General features: G+C 54.3%; 20 protein-coding genes. 12 read left to right on the plus strand and 8 right to left on the minus strand.

Annotated features, from left to right (window positions below; all coding sequences use genetic code 11):
* Positions 1 to 31: 31 nt before the first annotated feature.
* Positions 32 to 1,546 carry a MocR-like pyridoxine biosynthesis transcription factor PdxR gene (gene pdxR, locus HV213_RS01865; protein WP_181484604.1) on the minus strand — a complete coding sequence of 505 codons (1,515 nt, stop codon included), beginning with the start codon at positions 1,544 to 1,546 and terminating at the stop codon, positions 32 to 34.
* A gap of 118 nt (positions 1,547 to 1,664) precedes the next feature.
* Between pdxR and HV213_RS01870 the strand changes: the two genes are divergently transcribed.
* On the plus strand, positions 1,665 to 2,930 hold the full coding sequence (locus tag HV213_RS01870) for a 4-aminobutyrate--2-oxoglutarate transaminase (RefSeq protein WP_181484605.1): 1,266 nt from the start codon (positions 1,665 to 1,667) through the stop codon (positions 2,928 to 2,930).
* A gap of 317 nt (positions 2,931 to 3,247) precedes the next feature.
* On the plus strand, positions 3,248 to 4,351 hold the full coding sequence (locus HV213_RS01875; RefSeq protein ID WP_181484606.1) for a branched-chain amino acid ABC transporter substrate-binding protein: 1,104 nt from the start codon (positions 3,248 to 3,250) through the stop codon (positions 4,349 to 4,351).
* A gap of 388 nt (positions 4,352 to 4,739) precedes the next feature.
* Here the strand turns inward: HV213_RS01875 and panM are convergent, their stop codons facing one another.
* On the minus strand, positions 4,740 to 5,123 hold the full coding sequence (gene panM, locus HV213_RS01880) for an aspartate 1-decarboxylase autocleavage activator PanM (protein ID WP_181484607.1): 384 nt from the start codon (positions 5,121 to 5,123) through the stop codon (positions 4,740 to 4,742).
* Positions 5,124 to 5,544: 421 nt separating this feature from the next.
* Here panM and livK point away from each other — a divergent pair, with 421 nt between their 5' ends.
* Genes livK through livF form a run of 5 tightly spaced genes read left to right on the plus strand, consistent with a single transcriptional unit; the run spans position 5,545 to position 10,407 of the window.
* Complete coding sequence (gene livK / locus HV213_RS01885) at positions 5,545 to 6,654, plus strand: high-affinity branched-chain amino acid ABC transporter substrate-binding protein LivK (RefSeq protein ID WP_181484608.1); 1,110 nt, start codon at positions 5,545 to 5,547, stop codon at positions 6,652 to 6,654.
* 57 nt (positions 6,655 to 6,711) lie between these two features.
* Positions 6,712 to 7,638 (plus strand): high-affinity branched-chain amino acid ABC transporter permease LivH, encoded by a 927-nt coding sequence (livH, locus tag HV213_RS01890; protein WP_110274905.1) that lies wholly within the window; start codon positions 6,712 to 6,714, stop codon positions 7,636 to 7,638.
* Positions 7,635 to 8,912, plus strand: a complete 1,278-nt coding sequence (livM, locus tag HV213_RS01895; RefSeq protein ID WP_181484609.1) for a branched chain amino acid ABC transporter permease LivM — start codon at positions 7,635 to 7,637, stop codon at positions 8,910 to 8,912. The genes livH and livM overlap by 4 nt, the downstream gene beginning before the upstream one ends.
* Positions 8,909 to 9,676: a high-affinity branched-chain amino acid ABC transporter ATP-binding protein LivG gene (livG, locus tag HV213_RS01900; RefSeq protein WP_110274907.1), complete on the plus strand. Its 768-nt coding sequence runs from the start codon at positions 8,909 to 8,911 to the stop codon at positions 9,674 to 9,676. Before livM ends, livG begins: the two co-directional genes overlap by 4 nt.
* 17 nt (positions 9,677 to 9,693) lie before the next feature.
* Positions 9,694 to 10,407: a high-affinity branched-chain amino acid ABC transporter ATP-binding protein LivF gene (gene livF, locus HV213_RS01905; protein WP_181486317.1), complete on the plus strand. Its 714-nt coding sequence runs from the start codon at positions 9,694 to 9,696 to the stop codon at positions 10,405 to 10,407.
* A gap of 230 nt (positions 10,408 to 10,637) precedes the next feature.
* Here livF and HV213_RS01910 read toward each other — a convergent pair whose 3' ends face one another.
* The 4 genes from HV213_RS01910 to HV213_RS01925 form a co-directional block, all read right to left on the minus strand.
* On the minus strand, positions 10,638 to 12,233 hold the full coding sequence (locus HV213_RS01910) for a UxaA family hydrolase (protein WP_181484610.1): 1,596 nt from the start codon (positions 12,231 to 12,233) through the stop codon (positions 10,638 to 10,640).
* A gap of 33 nt (positions 12,234 to 12,266) precedes the next feature.
* Entirely contained in the window at positions 12,267 to 13,577 is a 1,311-nt protein-coding gene (locus HV213_RS01915; protein WP_181484611.1) for an MFS transporter, read from the minus strand.
* 18 nt (positions 13,578 to 13,595) lie between these two features.
* On the minus strand, positions 13,596 to 14,495 hold the full coding sequence (locus HV213_RS01920; RefSeq protein ID WP_181484612.1) for a dihydrodipicolinate synthase family protein: 900 nt from the start codon (positions 14,493 to 14,495) through the stop codon (positions 13,596 to 13,598).
* Between the two features lie 354 nt (positions 14,496 to 14,849).
* Positions 14,850 to 15,617 (minus strand): IclR family transcriptional regulator, encoded by a 768-nt coding sequence (locus HV213_RS01925; protein WP_181484613.1) that lies wholly within the window; start codon positions 15,615 to 15,617, stop codon positions 14,850 to 14,852.
* A 271-nt stretch (positions 15,618 to 15,888) separates the two neighbouring features.
* Between HV213_RS01925 and ugpB the strand changes: the two genes are divergently transcribed.
* Positions 15,889 to 17,205, plus strand: coding sequence for a sn-glycerol-3-phosphate ABC transporter substrate-binding protein UgpB (ugpB, locus tag HV213_RS01930; protein ID WP_181484614.1), 1,317 nt, complete (start codon positions 15,889 to 15,891; stop codon positions 17,203 to 17,205).
* Between the two features lie 63 nt (positions 17,206 to 17,268).
* On the opposite strand, the gene HV213_RS01935 is transcribed toward ugpB, so the two are convergent.
* On the minus strand, positions 17,269 to 18,231 hold the full coding sequence (locus HV213_RS01935) for an IS110 family RNA-guided transposase (RefSeq protein ID WP_197975051.1): 963 nt from the start codon (positions 18,229 to 18,231) through the stop codon (positions 17,269 to 17,271).
* Positions 18,232 to 18,489: 258 nt separating this feature from the next.
* Here HV213_RS01935 and ugpA point away from each other — a divergent pair, with 258 nt between their 5' ends.
* Genes ugpA through ugpQ form a run of 4 tightly spaced genes read left to right on the plus strand, consistent with a single transcriptional unit; the run spans position 18,490 to position 22,028 of the window.
* Positions 18,490 to 19,377: a sn-glycerol-3-phosphate ABC transporter permease UgpA gene (gene ugpA, locus HV213_RS01940; protein WP_181484615.1), complete on the plus strand. Its 888-nt coding sequence runs from the start codon at positions 18,490 to 18,492 to the stop codon at positions 19,375 to 19,377.
* Positions 19,374 to 20,219: a sn-glycerol-3-phosphate ABC transporter permease UgpE gene (ugpE, locus tag HV213_RS01945; protein ID WP_110274914.1), complete on the plus strand. Its 846-nt coding sequence runs from the start codon at positions 19,374 to 19,376 to the stop codon at positions 20,217 to 20,219. Before ugpA ends, ugpE begins: the two co-directional genes overlap by 4 nt.
* A gap of 1 nt (position 20,220) precedes the next feature.
* Positions 20,221 to 21,291 (plus strand): sn-glycerol-3-phosphate import ATP-binding protein UgpC, encoded by a 1,071-nt coding sequence (locus HV213_RS01950; protein WP_181484616.1) that lies wholly within the window; start codon positions 20,221 to 20,223, stop codon positions 21,289 to 21,291.
* On the plus strand, positions 21,288 to 22,028 hold the full coding sequence (gene ugpQ, locus HV213_RS01955) for a glycerophosphodiester phosphodiesterase (RefSeq protein ID WP_181484617.1): 741 nt from the start codon (positions 21,288 to 21,290) through the stop codon (positions 22,026 to 22,028). Before HV213_RS01950 ends, ugpQ begins: the two co-directional genes overlap by 4 nt.
* A gap of 17 nt (positions 22,029 to 22,045) precedes the next feature.
* Here the strand turns inward: ugpQ and HV213_RS01960 are convergent, their stop codons facing one another.
* Positions 22,046 to 22,366: a DUF2756 family protein gene (locus HV213_RS01960; protein ID WP_181484618.1), complete on the minus strand. Its 321-nt coding sequence runs from the start codon at positions 22,364 to 22,366 to the stop codon at positions 22,046 to 22,048.
* Between the last annotated feature and the right edge of the window lie 53 nt (positions 22,367 to 22,419).

Below are 22,419 nucleotides of genomic sequence, written 5' to 3' on the forward strand. Positions count from 1 at the left end.
GAGCGCCAGCGCCCCCCGATAACGCCCCACATTACGTTGGGGCGTTTTGTTTTTTAGCCCCCGCCAGCGCCTGCGGACAGTATATCCGTAAGCACTCCAGCAGAATATTGAATGCCGGTTCCATCTGCGCTTCAGGCTGGGAGGCAAAACCCATCAATAACCCTTTCTTACGTTGTGCCGTCAGGTAGTAGCGAGATAGCGGGCGCACGAGAATATTGTGCTTGTTCGCGTCCTGGGCAATCGCCACGTCATCCGCCTCATCCGGCAAATTCAAAATCAGATGCAGTCCGGCATTATCGCTAAAATCCGACAGCGCGTGCGGGCCGCAGTGACGTTGAATTAGCTCGGTCAGGAAGATGCGACGACGGCTGTACAGCAGGCGCATACGGCGAATATGCGCCGAGTAATGACCGGCGTTGATAAACTCCGCCAGCGCCAGCTGGATCAGCGAGTGACCGCCGCGATAAAGCTCGGCATGGGCGTTTTTGAGTTCGGCCGCCAGTGGTCGGGGAAGCACCACATAGCCCAGCCGCAGCCCCGGATAGAGCGTCTTACTGAACGTGCCGACGTAGACCACCGGTGCTTCGGGGGCCAGGCCCTGAAGAGCCGGTATCGGCTGACCGGAAAAGCGAAACTCACTATCGTAGTCATCCTCTACAATCCAGCTTCCATGCTGATGGGCTAGCGCCAGTAGCCGCTGTCGGCGCTCGAGGCTCATTACCGCGCCCAGCGGATACTGATGGGATGGCGTGACGAAGATAAGCCCTGGCGCTTCGGTGATGGTGTCGGGCGGACACAGGCCATTGGCATCAACGGTAATCGGTTCTGCTCGTACTTCATTCATCGCCAGCACGTGGCGAATACCCCAATAAGACGGTTCTTCGACCCAGGCAAGATCCCCGTTGTCGCACAGCATACGGGTGACCAGGTCGATGGCCTGGTGGATCCCTTCAGTAATAAGAATCTGATCTGCCTGACACTGCACGCCGCGCGCTACTCTTAAGTAGTCCACCAGCGCATGTTGCAGTTCGGGCGTGCCGCCATTGCAGCTATAGCTAAGTTGTTCCGGTTTCGGGCGGCGGCTGATGCGCGCCTGAATTTTACTGAATAGCGGGTGGGGGAAGGCGTTGACGTCCGGAACGCCAGGGATAAAAGCTCCCCACTGACGAGGGCTGGCGCTAACGTGACTCAGTAGATGCTGACCGCGTCGGGAGATATACGCTGTTGTCGCAGGCATGGCGCTGTTTTCATTGGCGCTGCTTGCGGAAGGGAACATATCAGGCAGCGTTTTTGCCACAAACGTCCCGCTACCGCGGCGGGAAACGACATATCCCTCCGCAAACAGTTGTTCGTAAACTGTTAAAATTGTGTTGCGTGACATTCGTAATTCCCCGGCCAGATCTCGTGAGGGGGGCAGGCGGCTATGGGGTGGCAGAGAACCGTCCAGAATTGAGCGACGAATCGCCTTGTAAAGACGTTTATGCAGGAGTGGGTCTGCTTCTTCCTGCAATCTGACCAGTACCAGGTCTGCGACGAGCGAGCGCAATTGGATCCCTCAGATAATCTTAATTGGTACTCGATTGTAGAGCCAAATCCTGTGTAAATAAACGACATAGTTTCGAATTTGTTGCGATAGCGTGACACTCATGACAGGAGATTCTCGGGTGAAAAGTTCAGAACTGAATCAGCGTCGCCAGCAGGCGACTCCGCGCGGTGTAGGGGTAATGTGCAGCTACTTTGTTGAGAAAGCAGAGAACGCTACGTTGTGGGATCTTGAAGGCAATGAGGTGATTGATTTTGCCGCCGGTATTGCGGTGCTTAACACCGGCCATCGCCATCCAAAAGTGGTTGCCGCAGTTGAACAGCAACTACAGGCATTTACCCATACCGCTTATCAGATTGTCCCATATGAGAGTTATGTCACCCTGGCTGAACGCATTAACGACCTAGCGCCGATTGATGGTCCGGCGAAAACCGCGTTCTTTACCACCGGTGCGGAAGCGGTTGAAAATGCGGTGAAGATTGCTCGCGCTTATACTCGACGTCCGGGTTTGATCACCTTTGGCGGCGGTTTCCACGGCCGTACCTTTATGACCATGGCGCTGACCGGCAAAGTGGCCCCCTATAAGATTGGCTTTGGTCCGTTCCCAGGCTCGGTATATCACGCCGTCTACCCAAACGCCGCTCACGGTATTACTACCGCCGACGCGATGAAAAGCCTTGAGCGCATTTTCAAAGCCGATATTGCAGCAGACCAGGTCGCGGCGATTGTGCTGGAGCCGATTCAGGGAGAAGGCGGCTTTAACGTTGCACCGTCTGACTTCATGCAGGCATTGCGCACGCTGTGCGATACCCACGGTATTCTGTTGATTGCCGATGAGGTGCAAACCGGCTTTGCGCGTACCGGCAAACTGTTTGCGATGCAGCACTATGATGTGAAGCCGGACCTGATGACCATGGCCAAAAGTCTCGCCGGTGGCTTCCCGCTTTCTGGCGTAGTTGGTCGCGCCGAGGTGATGGATGCGCCAGCGCCGGGCGGCCTCGGTGGCACCTACGCCGGGAACCCGCTGGCGGTGGCGGCGGCGCACGCGGTACTTGATGTCATTGAAGAAGAGCAGTTGTGTCAGCGCGCTGAACAGCTGGGCAGTCATCTGAAAGAGGTGCTAAATCAGGCGCGTCAGAACTGCCCGGCCATCGCTGACGTTCGCGGTCAGGGGTCAATGGTAGCGGTAGAATTTAACGATCCGCAAACCGGCGAGCCATCGGCGGAAATCACTCGTCAGATCCAGCAAAAAGCCCAGGAAAACGGTCTGTTGCTGCTGAGCTGCGGTATTTACGGTAACGTTATTCGCTTCCTCTATCCGTTAACCATTCCGGATGCACAGTTTACGAAAGCGCTGGATATTTTGGCCCGCATACTGAAGAACTAATCCTACACTCTGCGGCAGTTGATGCTGCCGCAGATTCATTATCCCTAAGCGTCATATACATCCTATCTATCGTTTAGCCCATGACGTTTTCTTTTGGCGCAGATTTTTATTTGTCACTTATCTGTTACATAACCCGCAATTTTATCGTTTCCAATTCTCCTGAATGACGGTATGTTTAGCATAGTGTGCTGCAAAAGCGCAGGCAGCAGACCCTAATCTAACTATCATATGCTTTTCTTATGTGTCTAATTAGAATAATGCGCTAATAAACAACATCACAACAAATGCAAAAAACCATAATAATGGGGAGCCTCAGGATGAATATGAAGGGTAAAGCGTTACTGGCAGGATGTATTGCCTTGATCATGAGCAGTGCGGCAATGGCTGAAGACATTAAAGTTGCCGTCGTTGGCGCGATGTCTGGCCCGGTAGCGCAGTACGGCGACCAGGAATTTACTGGGGCAGAGCAGGCAATTGCGGATATCAATGCCAAAGGCGGCATCAAAGGCAATAAGCTGCAAATGGTAAAATACGACGACGCCTGTGACCCGAAACAGGCAGTTGCCGTGGCCAACAAAGTGATCAATGACGGCATTAAATACGTTATCGGTCACCTGTGCTCCTCTTCCACTCAGCCGGCGTCTGATATCTATGAAGATGAAGGCGTGCTGATGATCACTCCAGCGGCAACCGCACCGGAACTGACTGCTCGTGGCTATCACTTGATTCTGCGTACCACTGGCCTCGATTCTGACCAGGGTCCGACCGCCGCAAAATATATTCTGGACCAGGTGAAACCGCAGCGTATCGCGATTGTTCATGATAAGCAGCAGTATGGTGAAGGCCTGGCGCGTGCGGTGCAGGATAACCTGAAGAAAGGCGGCGCTAACGTGGTGTTCTTTGACGGTATCACCGCCGGTGAGAAAGATTTCTCCACCCTGGTTGCGCGTCTGAAGAAAGAAAATATCGACTTTGTCTACTACGGCGGCTATCACCCGGAGATGGGGCAGATCCTGCGTCAGTCCCGCGCCGCTGGCCTGAAAACCCAGTTTATGGGTCCAGAAGGGGTAGCGAACGTTTCGCTGTCTAACATTGCTGGCGCTTCGGCGGAAGGCATGCTGGTCACCAAGCCGAAGAACTACGACCAGGTTCCCGCGAACAAACCGATCGTAGATGCGATCAAAGCTAAAAAACAGGATCCGAGCGGCGCGTTCGTGTGGACCACCTATGCCGCATTGCAATCGCTGCAAGCAGGCCTGAATCAGTCTGAAGATCCGGCTGAAATCGCTAAGTATCTGAAGGGGGCGACGGTCGAAACCGTTATGGGGCCGCTCTCCTGGAACGAGAAGGGCGATCTGAAAGGCTTCGAGTTCGGCGTGTTTACCTGGCATGCTAACGGTACCGCGACCGACGCCAAATAAATTTAACCTGCGCCTTTCGCGCCGCTGATGCGTTGGCTGCGTCCCTCAACCCCGGTCGCTTACTGATGTAAGCTCCCGGGGATTTCGGTTCTTGCCGACTTTCTGCAATGCGAAATTCTTGGTTAAATCAGTGGTTCCTTGCGTCTTCGTATAGGTGAGGGCAAAGGTAGAAGCAAAAAGGCAACGTAAGTTGCCTTTTTTAGTGTTTGCTCCCCCTCCCGTGGGAGAGGGTTGGGGTGAGGGCATCAGGCGGCTCCAGACCACATATCCCCGGAGGCGGCGCGTGGCGCCTGTCCGGGCTACCAGACCTGCAGACTGCTGTAAACCCGTAGCCCGGATTAGGCATCAGCCGCAATCCGGGAATTCTGATGGTTCTCAAGCCGAATCATCAATTTTTTACCCAACCGCCTGTCTGCGCGCTAAATCCCAGCGCCTGCATAAACGCTGCCATCACGCCGCGGTCTTCCACGCCAGCATCCTCTATCCACCAGCTGCTGATTTCCGGGTTATCCCGCAAGACTTCCTCGACTAAATATTGCCCGACGCCGCGACGGCGGGTGACTTCACGCACGCACAGCGCACTCAACTTACCCTCGGCGCCGTTGCGCGTTACGCGAACCGCACCCAGCAAGCGCTCGTTAAAACGGGCGGCATAAATACGCTGGCGATCATCTAAGGTTAATGCTGCCAGATCCTGCGACGGCCAGAGTTTCGCTAAGTCGATGCGGTCCTGATCGCTGAAGTGTTGTAAACGAATAATGGTCAGTTTCATGCGCGGTGAGTCCAGTCAAAACGGATGCGTCAGTGTATCCAAATTCACTGTCAGGCGGAGCGCTGTTTTTTGCGCATTCATCAGGTGATTCGTTTTCCTGGATGGAGCAGGGTAGCGCAATTCATCATGGATCGAAAAATAAGCAGAATTTTAACCTAATATATAGCGTTTTATTCCGCCTTATGTATCGTTATTTTATGCTGTTTACTGGACTTTTTTTGTTTATCTTCCATCGAATACAGAATATTATCTTTGCTTAATCGCCTGAAAAATAGAGATTTTAATCTGGATTTAGGCAAAAAACTGCGCTAAACCATTAAAGATAATGGTAAAAGTAGCGTTGTTTAATAAAAGCACAGAATGCTTTTTAACCATAAAAATACAAAATATTTACATCACATCACGAACGGGGTTCTGTAGCATGAAAAGGAACGCGAAAACAATTATCGCGGGATTCGTCGCACTGGCGATGTCCCATGCGGTAATGGCCAAGGATATTAAAGTCGCTGTTGTCGGTGCGATGTCTGGCCCGGTAGCTCAGTGGGGCGATATGGAGTTCAACGGCGCACGCCAGGCGATTAAAGACATTAATGCCCAGGGCGGCATTAAGGGCGATAACCTGGTTGGCGTGGAATATGACGACGCCTGTGACCCGAAACAGGCCGTTGCGGTTGCTAACAAAATCATTAACGACGGCATCCAGTATGTTATCGGTCACCTCTGCTCTTCCTCAACTCAGCCCGCATCAGATATCTATGAAGACGAGGGTGTTCTGATGATCTCTCCGGGGGCGACCAACCCGGAACTGACTCAGCGCGGCTACCAGTACATTATGCGTACCGCGGGTCTGGACTCTTCTCAGGGGCCGACCGCTGCTAAATACATCATGGAAACCGTCAAACCGCAGCGTATTGCTATTATTCATGACAAGCAGCAGTACGGTGAAGGCCTGGCGCGTTCTGTCCAGGATAGCCTGAAAAAAGGCGGTGCGAACATTGTCTTCTTTGACGGTATTACCGCCGGTGAAAAAGACTTCTCCGCGCTGCTGGCTCGCCTGAAGAAAGACAATATCGACCTCGTTTACTACGGCGGCTACTACCCGGAAATGGGCCAGATGCTGCGCCAGGCGCGTTCCGTCGGCCTGAAAACCGTGTTTATGGGGCCGGAAGGCGTGGGTAACGCATCACTGTCGAACATTGCAGGCGACGCGGCGGAAGGCATGCTGGTCACGATGCCAAAACGCTATGACCAGGATCCGGCCAACAGCGCTATCGTTGACGCGCTCAAAGCCGACAAAAAAGATCCGAGCGGTCCGTACGTCTGGATCACCTACGCCGCCGTGCAGTCTCTGGCACAGGCAATGGACAGAGCCAGCAGCCAGGAGCCGCTGGATTTAATCAAAGATCTGAAAGCTCACGGTGCGAAAACCGTGATTGGGCCGCTGAATTGGGACGAAAAAGGCGATTTGAAGGGATTTGAGTTTGGTGTCTTCCAGTGGCATGCGGACGGGTCATCCACCCTCGCGAAATAAGCCATAAGACAAGTTATCCCACCGCCCGCGCGTCGGGCGGTAGAAAAAGGTTACCTTATGTCCGAGCAGTTTCTCTATTTTCTGCAGCAGATGTTTAACGGCGTCACGCTGGGCAGTACCTACGCGCTGATCGCCATCGGCTATACCATGGTGTACGGCATTATCGGCATGATTAACTTCGCCCACGGCGAGGTTTACATGATTGGCAGCTATGTCTCCTTCATGATCATTGCCGCCCTGATGATGATGGGCATTGATACCAGCTGGCTGCTGGTCGCTGCCGGATTCGTGGGGGCGATTGTAATTGCCAGCGCCTACGGGTGGAGTATCGAACGCGTGGCCTACCGGCCCGTGCGCAGCTCCAAGCGCCTGATTGCGCTGATCTCCGCCATCGGGATGTCCATTTTCCTGCAAAACTACGTCAGCCTGACGGAAGGTTCGCGCGATGTCGCGCTGCCGAGTCTGTTTAACGGCCAGTGGACGGTAGGCAGCAGCGAAAACTTCTCTGCTACCATCACCACCATGCAGGCCGTTATCTGGGTCGTAACCTTTATCGCCATGCTGGCGCTGACGGTATTTATCCGCTATTCCCGCATGGGCCGCGCCTGTCGCGCCTGTGCTGAAGATCTGAAAATGGCTAGTCTGCTGGGGATTAACACCGATCGGGTGATTGCCCTGACCTTTGTGATCGGCGCGGCAATGGCGGCGGTCGCGGGTGTGTTGCTCGGCCAGTTCTACGGCGTTATCAACCCCTATATCGGCTTTATGGCCGGGATGAAAGCCTTTACCGCTGCGGTTCTGGGTGGCATCGGCAGTATTCCAGGCGCGATGATCGGCGGTCTGATTTTGGGTATCGCTGAAGCGCTCTCCTCTGCCTATCTCAGCACGGAATATAAAGACGTCGTCTCCTTTGCGCTGCTGATTGTGGTGTTGCTGGTGATGCCGACCGGTATTCTGGGTCGCCCGGAGGTAGAGAAAGTATGAAACCGATGCATTTTGCTATGGCGCTGCTGTCTGCGGTGATGTTCTTTATTCTGGCTGGCGTCTTTATGGGCGTGCAGTTGGAGCTGGACGGCACCAAGCTGGTGGTGGATACCGCCGCGGATATCCGCTGGCAGTGGATTTTTATCGGCACCGCAGTCGTCTTCCTCTTCCAGCTACTGCGTCCTGTTTTTCAGAAAACCATGAAAAACGTCTCCGGGCCGAAGTTTATTCTGCCGGCTATCGATGGTTCGACGGTTAAGCAGAAACTGTTCCTGATTGCGCTGCTGGTTATCGCCGTGGCGTGGCCGTTTATGGTGTCGCGCGGGACGGTGGATATCGCCACGTTGACGATGATCTATATCATCCTCGGCCTGGGCCTTAACGTGGTGGTCGGGCTTTCTGGCCTGCTGGTGCTGGGCTACGGTGGTTTCTATGCCATCGGCGCTTACACCTTCGCGCTGCTGAATCACTATTACGGACTGGGATTCTGGACCTGCCTGCCGCTGGCGGGGCTGGTTTCAGCGGCTGCGGGCTTCCTGCTTGGCTTCCCGGTACTGCGCCTGCGCGGTGATTATCTGGCGATTGTGACCCTCGGCTTCGGCGAAATCGTGCGTATCCTGTTGCTTAACAATACCGAGATAACCGGTGGCCCGAACGGTATCAGCCAGATCCCAAAACCAACCCTCTTTGGCCTTGAGTTTAGCCGCAGCGCCCGCGAAGGCGGCTGGGACACCTTCAGCAACTTCTTTGGTATGAAATACGACCCTAGCGACCGGGTGATTTTCCTCTATCTGGTTGCCCTGCTGCTGGTGGTCTTCTCGCTGTTTGTTATCAACCGCCTGCTGCGTATGCCGCTGGGCCGCGCGTGGGAAGCTCTGCGTGAAGATGAAATCGCCTGTCGTTCGTTGGGCCTCAACCCGACGCGAATCAAGCTGACCGCTTTTACCATCAGCGCCGCGTTTGCCGGTTTTGCCGGAACCCTGTTCGCCGCGCGTCAGGGCTTCGTCAGCCCGGAATCCTTTACCTTCGCCGAATCTGCCTTTGTGCTGGCGATTGTGGTGCTGGGCGGGATGGGTTCGCAGTTTGCGGTGATCCTGGCGGCAGTTCTGTTGGTGGTATCGCGCGAGCTGATGCGTGATTTCAATGAATACAGCATGTTGATGCTGGGTGCGTTAATGGTACTGATGATGATCTGGCGTCCGCAGGGCCTTCTGCCGATGACCCGTCCGCAGCTGAAGCTGAAAAACGGTCAAGCGAAAGGAGAGCAGGCATGAGTCAGCCATTATTGTCCGTAAACGGTCTGATGATGCGTTTTGGCGGCCTGTTGGCGGTCAACAACGTGTCTCTGGAACTGCGCGAGCGGGAAATTGTATCGCTTATCGGCCCTAACGGTGCCGGCAAAACGACGGTATTTAACTGCCTGACCGGTTTCTATAAACCGACCGGCGGTAGCATTATGCTGCGCGACCAGCATCTCGAAGGGTTGCCGGGCCAGCAGATTGCCCGCATGGGCGTGGTGCGTACTTTCCAGCATGTGCGCCTGTTCCGCGAAATGACGGTGATTGAAAACCTGCTGGTGGCGCAACATCAGCAGCTGAAAACCGGCGTCTTCTCTGGCCTGCTGAAAACGCCATCTTTCCGTCGTGCGCAGAGTGAAGCGCTCGATCGCGCCGCCACCTGGCTTGAGCGTATCGGCCTGCTTGAGCACGCTAACCGTCAGGCCAGCAACCTGGCCTATGGCGACCAGCGTCGTCTGGAGATCGCCCGCTGTATGGTGACTCAGCCGGAAATCCTGATGCTCGACGAACCGGCGGCAGGGCTGAACCCGAAAGAGACCAAAGAGCTGGACGAACTGATCGTCGAGCTGCGCAACCATCACAACACCACTATCCTGCTGATTGAGCACGATATGAAGCTGGTGATGGGCATTTCCGACCGTATTTACGTGGTAAACCAGGGCACGCCGCTGGCCAACGGTACGCCGGAAGAGATCCGCAATAACCCGGACGTGATCCGCGCCTATTTAGGTGAAGCATAATGGTGGTGACGGATAAGATGGAAAAAGTGATGTTATCTTTTGACAACGTCAGCGCGCACTACGGCAAGATTCAGGCGCTGCATAACGTCAGCCTGCACATCAACCAGGGGGAGATTGTCACCCTGATTGGCGCGAACGGCGCGGGGAAAACCACGCTGCTGGGTACGCTGTGCGGCGATCCGCGCGCCTCCTGCGGGCGCGTTGTTTTCGACGGTAAAGATATTACCGACTGGCAGACGGCGAAGATCATGCGTGAAGCGGTGGCGATTGTGCCGGAAGGACGTCGCGTATTCTCGCGCATGACGGTAGAAGAGAACCTGGCGATGGGCGGCTTTTTTGCCGAGCGCGACCAGTTTCAGTCCCGCATCAAGTGGGTCTACGAGCTGTTTCCGCGCCTGCATGAGCGTCGGGTTCAGCGTGCGGGCACTATGTCCGGCGGCGAACAGCAGATGCTGGCGATTGGCCGTGCGTTGATGAGCCAGCCGCGTCTGCTGCTGCTGGATGAGCCCTCGCTGGGACTTGCGCCGATTATCATTCAGCAAATCTTCGACACCATCGAGCAGCTGCGCGAACAAGGGATGACAATATTTCTTGTCGAGCAGAACGCTAACCAGGCGCTGAAGCTGGCTGACCGCGGTTACGTGCTGGAAAACGGCCACGTGGTGTTAGAGGATACCGGTGATGCGCTGCTGGCTAACGAAGCGGTACGCAGCGCCTATCTGGGTGGGTAATGAAGTAAAAACGCCCGGCATTGCCGGGCGTTTGAGTCTGATGACAAACCAGGTTTAAAAATTGTGCTCGCGTTTCTGCCGGGCGGCGGCTGACGCCTTGCCCGGCCTACAAAACCCACAATATCAACAAATTGTGCATTTTTCGTAGGCCCGGTAAGGCGCTAGCCGTCACCGGGCAATTCCACAAGAACTAACCCTGTCAGCAAACTGCCAGGCGTTTTGCTCGATTCCTACAGCTCCAGCGATCGTTTCCACATCATAAAATCATACTGTTCAAGCGCATCCGCTTTTGTCTGCCAGGTCCCGCTGGCGGTGGCGATAATTTTTTCAAACAGGCCGTCGGCAATTTCCGCCAGCGGGGTACCTTCGATAATCGGCCCGCAGTCGTAATCGATAATATCCGGCATCTTTTTCGCCAGCGTAGAGTTGGTCGAAACTTTGAGAACCGGAACGATAGGGTTACCCGTCGGCGTACCGAGCCCGGTTGAGAAGATAACGACGTTGCATCCTGCTGCAACCAGTCCCGTCACCGCATCGACATCATTGCCCGGCGTACAGACCAGTGAAAGGCCGCTCTCGCCCATCGGTTCGGCGTAATCGCATACTGCGCTCACCGGCGCTCTGCCGCCTTTTTTCGCTGCACCGGCGGATTTGATGGCGTCAGTAATCAGTCCATCGGCAATATTTCCCGGACTGGGATTATCGGCAATGGTGGTGCCGAAGAAGTTAGCCACATGCTCATAGTTTTTCATCAGCGACAGAAACTTCTCTTTCAGATCGCGACTCATGCAGCGTTGTACGATATCCCCCTCCGCGCCGCACAGCTCCGGGAACTCCGCCAGCCCGGATGCACCGCCGAGGGCGACAAGACGGTCTGATACTTCGCCCATGGCCGGGTTCGCGCTGATCCCTGAGAATCCGTCGGAAGCGCCGCACTTCACGCCGATTTTGAGATGGGAGAGCGGAACGTCCTGGCGCTCAGCGACGGGCGCTTCGCGAATTGCGTTGTACGTTTCGGTCAATGCATCCTGCATCATTTTTTCTTCGCTACTCCAGTCCTGCTGTCTGAAGTAGATTACCGGCTTGCTGAACTGTGGGTTACGCTTCGCGAGTGCGGCCTTGAAATCAACAATTCGCGCTTTTTCACAACCCAGCGCGAAGACCGTTACGCCGAGAACGTTAGGGTGATCGGAATAGGCGGCAAGGACGTCGCACATCGTCATGCTGTCTGATGTCGCGCCGCCGCAGCCGGAATTGACGGTGATACAGCGGATACCGTCAAGATGCGGAAAGGGCAGATGTCGGTTATCGTTTAAAGCGCCAGCCGATGTTACCTGTCGGGCGAAATTTTTCAGGCCGTTATTGGCGTAGCCGAGGGCGTCGTTTAGTGCATCAGTGACGCGCTGAACGTTGCGGTTTTCACAGAAAACCAGTGGAATGACCAGCCAGTAGTTTGCCGTGGCGACCCGGCCATCTTCACGGACGATCCCGCGGAAGGTCCGCTGCTGCCAGGCGGAGACATCGGGCTGCTGCCAGTCATAGGGCGCAACGTCGTCAAGCGAAACCGGGGCCGCATAATGTTTGATATTGTCGGTAGTGATGGCTTCGCCGCGGGTGATGGGCTGCGTCGCCTTGCCAACCGGAACGCCATATAGCGAAACGATATCGCCGGGCTGGATATCCTGGGTGGCGAATTTGTGTTTGGCTTTAACATGGCTTTGTAAAACGTACTCTTCATCGTTCCAGTTAACCCGCTGGTCTTTGCGTAAGTCTTGCAGCGCAACGATCAAGTTATCAGTAGGGTCAATTTTTAAGATGGTCTGCATTTGATTATCCTTTTTTATGAGTGCATCAGGACTTTAGTGATGAGTGACCGCGACGCCGTTTGTCGCTTTTCTGCCTGCGAGTGCGGCAATCAGCAGTGCGCAGCAGACGGTGATAAGCGACAGGGCGACCAGTCCCGCCGAATCGTTGCCGAAGAAGGCATCGACCTCAACGCGAATGAGCGGAGCCAGAAAGCTACAAAACGCGCCCATCGTGGTACAGAAGCCGATACTGGCCGCCAGCGCTGAACCTGACACAATCTGCGCCGGGAAGGTCCAGAAAATAGGCTGTACGGAGAGGAAGCCGATCGCCGAGAGCGAGAGGGCGGCAATGGCCAGCACCGGGCCAGACCAGGCCGAAACAAACAGACCCAGCGCCGCTGCCAGCATGCACAGTACCGAAATCAGGATCCGCCGGTTCGGCATTTTATCTGCCAGACGCGGGATGTAATAGACGCCGACGGCAGAGCAGGCCCACGGAATGGCGGCAACTAACGACTCTTTAAAGCCGAGCGTGGATCCCATTAATGAGGCAACTTGCGAAGGCAGGAAGAACATCAGTCCGTAAACGCTGATCTGGATGGTGCCGTAGATCAGCGCCAGGTGCCAGACTTTAAGGCTTTTCAGCGCGGTACTGACGCTGCTGGTTTCGGTTTGTCGCTGCTCCTGCTGAAGCTGCTCAATCAGCGCTTTTTTCTCCTCTTCGTTCAGGAAACGAGCTTTGTCCGGCGTATCGTCGAGCCAGAACCAGGCAAAGATCCCCATGATGACCGCCGGGATCCCTTCGATAAAGAACATCCAGAACCAACCGGGCTTGCCGAGAAAACCGTGCATTTCCAGTAGTGCGCCGGAGAGAGGCGAGCCTAAGGTCAACGCCAGCGGGACGCCGAGGACGAAAATGCCGACCACGGACGCGCGAACCTTATTAGGGAAGTAGATTGAGGCCAGCAGCAGAATGCCGGGGTAAAAACCCGCTTCGCCTAATCCCAATAAGAAACGCAGGACAATAAATTGGGTTTCCGTCTGTACCAGCCCGGTGAGGGCAGACAATATGCCCCACAGGATGGTGGTGATACTTAACCATTTTTGCGCGCCAATCTTATTGAGGATCAGGTTGGCTGGAATACCAAACAACGCATAGGCGGCGAAAAATATCCCTGCGCCGAGGGCAAAGGCAGAGTTGGAGAGCCCAATATCCACCTGCATCGCCTCTTTGGCGAATCCCACGTTGACCCTGTCGATAAAGGCGATGAAGTATAAAATAAACATCAGTGGCACCAGGCGCTTCCATGATTTAGTAATCGCGGAATTCAATACCGGGTTGTCGTAAGCTGTGATCGTTTTCATAATACCTCCGCGTTGAGGTCAGGCATTAATGGCAATACCAGCCCGGGAAAGTATGTGCTGAATACTTTCGGTCTGGCCGGTTGAGAGCGTGCTAAAAGGTGGCGTGCAGCGATCGGACTGAATAATTCCGCGCAGCTGTAACGCTTTTTTAAATGTGGGAATGAACGGATCGTTAACCGCGTAAATATCCATTAAATCATCCACTTTTTTCTGGAATAGCGAAATCTGGTCCAGATTGTTATCGTTAAATGCCTGTATCCAGTCGCGGAAGATCTCCGGGCAAATATTGGATAACCCGCCGATACATCCATCTCCTCCTGACAAGACGTTATGCGCAAAGTTATTGTCATAACCGGCATAGACTTCAAAATATGGCAGTTCAGATTTTACCTGGCGAATAACCTGCGCCGTATGATTGGTGTCCGGAATTGTGTCCTTAAGACCGATAATATTGGGGAATTCTCTGGCGAGGCGTAAACAGACTTCGGGCGAGACGGAATAACCGGTACGTTCCGGGAAGTTATAGATGAAGATTTTGGCGGCAGTACGGCGAGCTATCTGGCTATAAAATGTATAAATTCCCTCATCAGTCAGGCGGAAGTACCAGGGGCTGATAATCATAACGCCATCAAGCCCGCATTCGTCGGCGTAGTTTGCCAGTTCTACGCACTCGTCAATATCCATGCGGCTGGTGCCCGCATAGGCCTTTATTCCATCTCGCGGGAATTCCGCCGTCATTTGAATAATCTGACGGGATGTTTTCATATCCAGGGAGAAAAACTCACCGGTACTGCCCATGACGACAAATCCCGATACGCTTTTTTTGATGAACTCGTACAGACGGAAGTTTCCTTCCGGATCCAGTTTGCCTCGTTCGTCAAAAACAGTTATTGCAGGGGTAATGTAGCGACTTTGCATGTTATGCCTCTTTGTTGTTCGTATATGCGAACATCGTTTGTATTTGCGATTGAGCATAAGTAAACACGACGGGAATGCGAAGTCAAATGGCGAAAAACGCATCAGGATGATTAATTAAGTCAATGAATCAATGAGGAAATGATCGGAGTGGTCAGGTGCCGCAGCGAGTAATTAAATATCGGTATTGTGTGGGGAATCACAATTCCTGTGGCATATATTTACAAATATACCCTAAATAATTCGAGTTGTATGAAGGCGGCAAGAGAGTGAGTCCCCAGGAGCTTACTGAAGTAAGTGACTGGGGTGAGTGAACGCAGCCAACGCACAGGCAACTTGAAGTATGACGGGTATAAATTAGTAATTTTTGATATCGGGCAGCTTGTTCAGCACGCTTTCAATCCTGTCTTTCGCGTCTTTTAACGAACGAATGACCTGTTGGGTTTTTTCATCAGTGGCGCGAAAGGAAGGTAATGAGACGCTAATTGCTGCCAGAATAATGCCTTTCTGCTGCAGGGGGACGGCGAAGCAGATGGTATCGTCGTTGATTTCCCGATCGTCCATGGCATAACCGTTATCTGCGACCTGCACTAACTGCTGACGAAGCTGAGCCATATCCGTCACGCTGCGAGCGGTGACGGAAGGGAGACCTTGCGGATAGAGTTCCAGAATCTCTTCGTCGCGGTGCTTATGCAGCAGTGCTTTTCCCAACGCAGAGCAAATTGCCGGAAGACGCGTTCCTACCTTAGAGACCAGCTGTACGGTTTGCTCACCCTGCACTTTATCAACGTAAAGCACCCAGGCGTCATCCAGAATCCCGAGCTGGCAAACCTCATTGCACTCATTAACCACCGTGTGCATTTCACTATTGATCATTTTAAGCCAGAACTCTTTTTCAACCGTTGAGCTGGCCAGCACCGCGCATGAGATCCCCAGGGTGTAAATACCGTTGCGATCGTCGTGGCTGATATATTTTCGGTATTGTAATGATTTGAGGATGGGAAAAATCGTTCCTTTCGAAATATCCGTTTTGAGCGATAGCTCAGAAAGCGTCATCCCATCCGCGTTGGCTAATGTTTCCAGAATGAGTAAAACGCGCTCGGTAGGTTTATGAAGCGTCTTCATATTTTTCCTTGTGACGGTTCGCCGGAGAGTGCTTTTTAACGAACCTTATTTAACTACAGATTCCCTTTTATCTGTAGCCTGGCCAGCCTCTCTTTTTCGCTTTGCCATTTCCCTGCCACTTTTTTTTCACCGTTTCATCATGTTTTCGCCAATTTATTGTAATATTTCTGTAATGCAATAGTTATTTTTCTGTCATTCGAGCATGTCATGTTACCCCCGCGAGCATAAAACGCGTGAAATCGCGCATCCGGAACAACAAGAGAGATAACCGATGAAATCGTTACGACATACAGCTTTAGGACTGGCGCTCAGCCTGGCGTTTGCCGGACAAGCCCTGGCGGTAACCACTATTCCGTTCTGGCATTCGATGGAAGGGGAGTTAGGGAAAGAAGTTGATTCACTGGCGCAACGTTTCAACGCGGCCAATCCTGATTACAAAATTGTTCCGGTTTACAAAGGCAACTATGAGCAGAGCCTGAGCGCGGGTATCGCTGCGTTCCGTACCGGCAACGCCCCGGCGCTTTTGCAGGTCTATGAAGTGGGGACCGCGACGATGATGGCTTCCAAAGCCATTAAACCGGTTTATCAGGTATTCAGCGATGCGGGCATCAAGTTTGATGAGACGCAGTTCGTGCCGACCGTTTCAGGTTATTACACCGACTCCAAAACCGGCCATCTGCTCTCCCAGCCGTTTAACAGCTCCACTCCGGTGCTGTACTACAACAAAGACGCCTTCAAAAAAGCTGGTTTAGACCCGGAACAGCCACCAAAAACCTGGCAGGATCTGGCAGCCTATACCGCCAAGCTGAAAGCGGCGGGTATGAAGTGCGGCTACGCCAGCGGCTGGCAGGGCTGGATTCAGATTGAAAACTTCAGCGCCTGGCATGGTCTGCCGGTCGCCACCAAAAACAACGGCTTTGATGGTACCGATGCGGTGCTTGAGTTCAACAAGCCGGAGCAGGTGAAACATATCGCCCTGCTCGAAGAGATGAACAAGAAGGGTGATTTCAGTTACTTCGGACGTAAAGACGAGTCCACCGAGAAGTTCTATAACGGCGACTGCGCGATTACTACCGCCTCTTCCGGCTCCCTGGCGGATATCCGTCAGTACGCCAAATTCAACTACGGCGTTGGCATGATGCCGTACGATGCCGACGTGAAGGGCGCGCCGCAGAACGCCATTATCGGCGGGGCCAGCCTGTGGGTGATGCAAGGTAAAGATAAAGAAACTTATACTGGCGTCGCTAAATTCCTCGATTTCCTCGCTAAACCAGAAAATGCTGCCGAATGGCATCAGAAAACCGGCTATCTGCCAATTACCACCGCCGCTTACAACCTGACCCGTGAGCAGGGCTTCTATGATAAGAACCCGGGGGCGGATATCGCTACGCGCCAGATGCTGAACAAACCACCGTTGCCGTTTACCAAAGGCCTGCGCTTGGGCAACATGCCGCAGATCCGCACCATCGTGGATGAGGAACTGGAAAGCGTATGGACCGGTAAGAAAACACCGCAACAGGCGCTGGACTCCGCCGTTGAACGCGGTAATCAGCTGCTGCGCCGTTTTGAGCAGTCGACGAAGTCTTAATTTTATAGCCTGACCCCCTCACCCTAGCCCTCGCCCCTTTGGGGAGAGATACCGTCTTGCCGGTTATCCTGCAAGTGGTATTTCAGCGTTAAATTCATGCCCGGATTTCACCACACCATAAGCCAGCTGCAGTAATTTCCTCATTCCTGCACACACTCGCTCTTTCCCTGTCTTACCCCGGGCTGCAAGCCTTTCCATCAGGTTTTTCACCACCTTATTGCATCTTCCTGCCACTACCGCTGGCATATACAGTGCGCTACGCAGCTCTGCATGGCCCACTTTCGACAGCCTGCTTTTCCCTTTCCACATCCCTGACTCACAACGACGAGGATTCAAACCAGCATACGCCACCAGTGCCTTGCTGTTGCTGAACCGTCGCAGATTTCCTGCGAACGCCAGCAGGCTCACACTCAGCATGTCTCCTATTCCGGGGATACTTTTCAGTAGCTCCCGGTCCCGCTTCAGGTCTGGGTTATCATCGATATGCCGGTTGATTTTATTGCGGGTTTCTTCAATCAGCTCATCCAGCATCGTAACGTGTTCATTCAGGGAAGGAACGATGACTTCATCTGCTGCCTCAAGGCGGTTCATCTCCATCTGACGCATCTCTTCCAGGTTACGCAGGTGGCGTACCAGAGCCGTCAGTTGTCGTTCGCTCAGCGGCGCAGGATGCCAGGGGGCCGGCTGATACAGAGCGCAGTAGCGCGCTATCAGCGCCGCGTCGCTTTTGTCCGTTTTATTGCGGGTCAGTTCAGTGTTTGCGAACGCATGGATACGTGCCGGGTTTTCAAGGCTGACGCAGCAGCCATTATCGGCCAGCAGGGTGGCCAGTTCAGTGCTGTAGCAACCTGTTGCCTCCATGCAGACATGACAGTGACCAAAACGCGCCAGCCAGTTCAGAAATTCGCGGCATCCGGCTGGGGTATTGGCGAATTTTTTGGTTTTGTACTTCTGGTTTGGCAGCAGGACAGCAACGTCGAATTTGAGTTTGGCGATATCAACGCCGACAGGGACAAGATTCATCATGGTACTCCGTAACCTTATGAATATTATCGCCGGACCATCCTTATATGTGGGTGCTCAGGGCACAGGATACCGTTCGGTCTTGAGGCGACAGGGAAACAGGTTACCGGGGCATAATCTCTCCCGCGGGCTCAGGGGCTCCAGGGCTGGGTGATGCTCACCGGTAACCTCCCGATGATCAGTCGGGGATCTTCTCCGCCGGAACGGAGAAGGTCAAGACATAAGGGCCGGGGTGAGGGGAAACCAACGCAGAGTTTAACTATGTCCTCATCCCGTCCGGTGTTTAAATCCCGCTGGCTGCCCTACGCATTAGTTGCGCCACAGTTGGTCATCACCGTTATCTTCTTTATCTGGCCTGCGGGCGAAGCGCTGTGGTATTCGCTACAGAGCGTCGATCCTTTTGGGCTCTCCAGCCAGTTTGTTGGTCTGGATAACTTCCTGATGCTATTCCACGACCCGTACTATCTGGATTCGTTCTGGACGACGATCAAGTTCAGCACGATGGTCACCTTCAGCGGCCTGTTGATCTCGCTATTTTTTGCCGCGCTGGTGGATTACGTGGTGCGCGGTAGCCGTTTCTACCAAACGCTGATGCTGCTGCCTTATGCCGTTGCGCCTGCGGTGGCCGCCGTGCTGTGGATCTTCCTGTTCAACCCCGGGCGCGGGCTGATTACCCATTTTCTCGGCGAGCTTGGCTACGACTGGAACCACGCGCAGAGCAGCGGACAGGCGATGTTCCTCGTGGTTTTCGCCTCGGTATGGAAGCAGATTAGTTACAACTTCCTTTTCTTCTTTGCCGCGCTGCAATCTATACCCCGTTCGCTGGTGGAAGCCGCCGCCATTGACGGCGCGGGGCCGATTCGCCGCTTCTTCAAGCTGGCGCTGCCGCTGATTGCCCCGGTGAGTTTCTTCCTGCTGGTGGTGAACCTGGTGTACGCCTTTTTTGATACTTTCCCGGTTATCGATGCCGCAACCGGCGGCGGGCCGGTACAGGCAACGACAACGCTGATTTATAAAATCTACCGTGAGGGTTTTGCCGGGCTCGACCTTTCGGCATCCGCCGCCCAGTCGGTAGTGCTGATGTTCCTCGTCATTATTCTGACGGTGGTGCAGTTCCGCTACGTTGAAAGTAAGGTGCGCTACCAATGATTGAGAACCGTCGCGGGCTGACGATTTTCAGCCACACCATGTTGATTTTAGGCATCGCGGTGATCCTGTTCCCGCTGTATGTCGCCTTTGTCGCGGCAACGCTGGACAGCAAAGCGGTCTTCGAAACGCCGATGACCCTGATCCCCGGCGGGCACCTGCTCGACAACATGAAAACCATCTGGGTAAACGGCGTTGGGGCCAACAGCGCGCCGTTCTGGCTGATGATGCTCAACAGTTTCATCATGGCGTTCGCTATCACGGTGGGCAAAATCGCGGTGTCGATGCTTTCCGCCTTCGCCATCGTCTGGTTCCGCTTTCCGCTGCGTAACCTGTTCTTCTGGATGATTTTCATCACCCTGATGCTGCCGGTTGAAGTGCGTATTTTCCCGACCGTGGAAGTCATCGCCAACCTGAAAATGCTCGATAGCTATGCCGGGCTAACGCTGCCGTTGATGGCTTCGGCCACCGCCACTTTTCTGTTCCGTCAGTTCTTTATGACGTTGCCGGACGAGCTGATTGAGGCCGCGCGTATCGACGGCGCGTCACCGATGCGCTTCTTTCGCGATATTGTGCTGCCGTTGTCGAAAACCAATCTGGCGGCGCTGTTCGTTATCACCTTTATCTACGGCTGGAACCAGTACTTGTGGCCGCTGCTGATTATTCAGGATGTGAATCTTGGCACCGCCGTCGCCGGCATTAAAGGCATGATCGCCACCGGCGAAGGCACTACGCAGTGGAACCAGGTGATGGCGGCGATGCTGCTCACGCTGATTCCCCCGGTTGTCATCGTTTTAGCCATGCAGCGCGCGTTTGTGCGTGGCCTGGTCGATAGTGAGAAATAAAATGGCTGGTTTAAAACTACAGGCAGTAACTAAAAGCTGGGATGGCAAAACCCAGGTCATTCAACCGTTAACGCTGGACGTGGCAGACGGAGAATTTATCGTGATGGTCGGCCCATCGGGCTGCGGGAAATCAACGTTGCTTAGGATGGTGGCGGGGCTTGAGCGAGTGACCAGCGGCGATATCTGGATTGACCGCAAGCGCGTTACTGAAATGGAGCCGAAAGATCGCGGTATCGCGATGGTGTTCCAGAACTACGCCCTCTACCCGCATATGAGCGTGGAAGAGAACATGGCCTGGGGCTTGAAGATTCGCGGCATGGGCAAGGGATTAATTGCCGAGCGCGTGCAGGAGGCGGCAAGAATTCTGGAGCTGGACGGTTTGCTAAAGCGCCGCCCACGCGAGCTTTCCGGCGGCCAGCGCCAGCGCGTGGCGATGGGGCGAGCCATCGTTCGTGATCCGGCGGTATTTCTGTTTGATGAGCCGCTCTCCAACCTCGATGCCAAGCTGCGCGTACAGATGCGCCTTGAGCTGCAACAGCTGCATCGCCGTCTGAAAACCACTTCGCTGTATGTCACTCATGATCAGGTCGAAGCGATGACCCTCGCTCAGCGGGTGATGGTGATGAATAAGGGGATTGCCGAACAGATAGGCACGCCGATTGAAGTGTATGAAAAACCGGCCAGCCTCTTTGTGGCGAGCTTTATCGGTAGCCCGGCAATGAACCTACTGAAAGGGCGGGTCAGCGATGACGGTAGCCGCTTTGAGCTTGAGGACGGAATGCTTTTGCCAATGAACAGCGAGCATCGCCGCTACGCCGGGCGTAAGATGACGCTCGGTATCCGCCCGGAACATTTTGCATTAAGCTCGCAGGCGGAAGGTGGCGTACCGCTGGTGATGGATACGCTGGAAATTTTAGGTGCCGACAACCTCGCCCACGGGCGCTGGGGCGAACAAAAGCTGGTGGTTCGGCTACCGCACCAGTTACGCCCGCAGGCTGGCTGCACTCTGTGGCTACATCTGCCGCCGGGGGATCTGCATCTTTTTGATAGTGAAACAGGACAACGCGCATGATTCTCTGGCCTTATCCTCATATCGTCGCCCACCGGGGCGGCGGTAAACTGGCTCCGGAAAATACCCTGGCGGCTATCGATACCGGCGCTCGCTACGGTCATACGATGATTGAGTTTGACGCTAAGTTATCGAAAGATGGGCTGATTTTTTTACTCCACGATGACAACCTCGAACGGACCAGTAACGGCTGGGGCGTGGCGGGCGAACTGGCATGGCAAGATCTGCTGAAAGTGGACGCCGGAAGCTGGTATAGCGGTGAGTTCAAAGGTGAACCGTTGCCGCTGCTAATCGAAGTCGCCGAGCGCTGCCGCCAGCACGGCATGATGGCGAATATCGAAATTAAGCCTACTACTGGCACCGGCCCGTTGACAGGTAAAATGGTGGCGCTGGCGGCCCGTGAATTCTGGCAAGGAATGACGCCGCCGCTGCTTTCGTCGTTTGAAATCGATGCTCTGGAAGCGGCACAAGAAGCTGCGCCTGAACTGCCGCGCGGGCTGCTGCTGGATGAATGGCGGGACGACTGGCGCGAACTGACCACGCGTCTGGGCTGCGTCTCAATCCATCTTAATCATAAACTGCTGGATGAAGCGCGCGTGGCGAGCCTGAAAGATGCGGGCCTGCACATCCTCGTATATACCGTAAACAAACCCCAGCGCGCCGCCGAGTTGCTGCGTTGGGGCGTGGATTGCATCTGCACCGATGCGATTGACGTTATCGGCCCCAACTTCCCGGCGTAATCTGTGACAGGCGGCCCTTATGGGGTCGTCTGCCGCTGCAACATCCCACCGTTATTGTTCGGCAGAGGCTGCTGACGATTCAGGTTGTTATTCTGCTGTACCCGCTGCTGATTGTTATTCATCTGCGTCTGTAGATGCTGTTGCTGCGTGCGCGACTGGCTTTGAATATCCTGTTTCAGCTTGTTTTGCTGCTGCATCTGCTGGTTCTGCATCTGGTTTTGCATCCGCTGTTGGCTGGGCACCACGTACCCCGGCTGGTTGGGATTGTTATCGACGTTGAGCGGTTGTGCTAAAGCGCTCAACGGCAGCAGCGCCGCCAGAAATAAAAGTGCTTTCATTGTTCTCTCCTCCACGTGAGTGGCATGCGTTAAGTTTACCCCCTTTCCGGCAT

The organism is Klebsiella sp. RHBSTW-00484 (genome assembly GCF_013705725.1).
Lineage (GTDB): Bacteria > Pseudomonadota > Gammaproteobacteria > Enterobacterales > Enterobacteriaceae > Klebsiella.

What these genes read in the sequence shown, in the direction of transcription:
- livK (WP_181484608.1), top strand. Translation starts at nt 5,545, where the DNA reads ATGAAAAGGAACGCGAAAACAATTATCGCGGGATTCGTCGCACTGGCG.
- livM (WP_181484609.1), top strand. Translation starts at nt 7,635, where the DNA reads ATGAAACCGATGCATTTTGCTATGGCGCTGCTGTCTGCGGTGATGTTC.
- livG (WP_110274907.1), top strand. Translation starts at nt 8,909, where the DNA reads ATGAGTCAGCCATTATTGTCCGTAAACGGTCTGATGATGCGTTTTGGC.
- ugpE (WP_110274914.1), top strand. Translation starts at nt 19,374, where the DNA reads ATGATTGAGAACCGTCGCGGGCTGACGATTTTCAGCCACACCATGTTG.
- panM (WP_181484607.1), bottom strand. Translation starts at nt 5,123, where the DNA reads ATGAAACTGACCATTATTCGTTTACAACACTTCAGCGATCAGGACCGC.
- ugpB (WP_181484614.1), top strand. Translation starts at nt 15,889, where the DNA reads ATGAAATCGTTACGACATACAGCTTTAGGACTGGCGCTCAGCCTGGCG.
- HV213_RS01875 (WP_181484606.1), top strand. Translation starts at nt 3,248, where the DNA reads ATGAATATGAAGGGTAAAGCGTTACTGGCAGGATGTATTGCCTTGATC.
- HV213_RS01915 (WP_181484611.1), bottom strand. Translation starts at nt 13,577, where the DNA reads ATGAAAACGATCACAGCTTACGACAACCCGGTATTGAATTCCGCGATT.
- livH (WP_110274905.1), top strand. Translation starts at nt 6,712, where the DNA reads ATGTCCGAGCAGTTTCTCTATTTTCTGCAGCAGATGTTTAACGGCGTC.
- HV213_RS01935 (WP_197975051.1), bottom strand. Translation starts at nt 18,231, where the DNA reads ATGATGAATCTTGTCCCTGTCGGCGTTGATATCGCCAAACTCAAATTC.
- HV213_RS01925 (WP_181484613.1), bottom strand. Translation starts at nt 15,617, where the DNA reads ATGAAGACGCTTCATAAACCTACCGAGCGCGTTTTACTCATTCTGGAA.
- ugpQ (WP_181484617.1), top strand. Translation starts at nt 21,288, where the DNA reads ATGATTCTCTGGCCTTATCCTCATATCGTCGCCCACCGGGGCGGCGGT.
- ugpA (WP_181484615.1), top strand. Translation starts at nt 18,490, where the DNA reads ATGTCCTCATCCCGTCCGGTGTTTAAATCCCGCTGGCTGCCCTACGCA.
- HV213_RS01910 (WP_181484610.1), bottom strand. Translation starts at nt 12,233, where the DNA reads ATGCAGACCATCTTAAAAATTGACCCTACTGATAACTTGATCGTTGCG.
- HV213_RS01950 (WP_181484616.1), top strand. Translation starts at nt 20,221, where the DNA reads ATGGCTGGTTTAAAACTACAGGCAGTAACTAAAAGCTGGGATGGCAAA.
- HV213_RS01960 (WP_181484618.1), bottom strand. Translation starts at nt 22,366, where the DNA reads ATGAAAGCACTTTTATTTCTGGCGGCGCTGCTGCCGTTGAGCGCTTTA.
- HV213_RS01920 (WP_181484612.1), bottom strand. Translation starts at nt 14,495, where the DNA reads ATGCAAAGTCGCTACATTACCCCTGCAATAACTGTTTTTGACGAACGA.
- livF (WP_181486317.1), top strand. Translation starts at nt 9,694, where the DNA reads ATGGAAAAAGTGATGTTATCTTTTGACAACGTCAGCGCGCACTACGGC.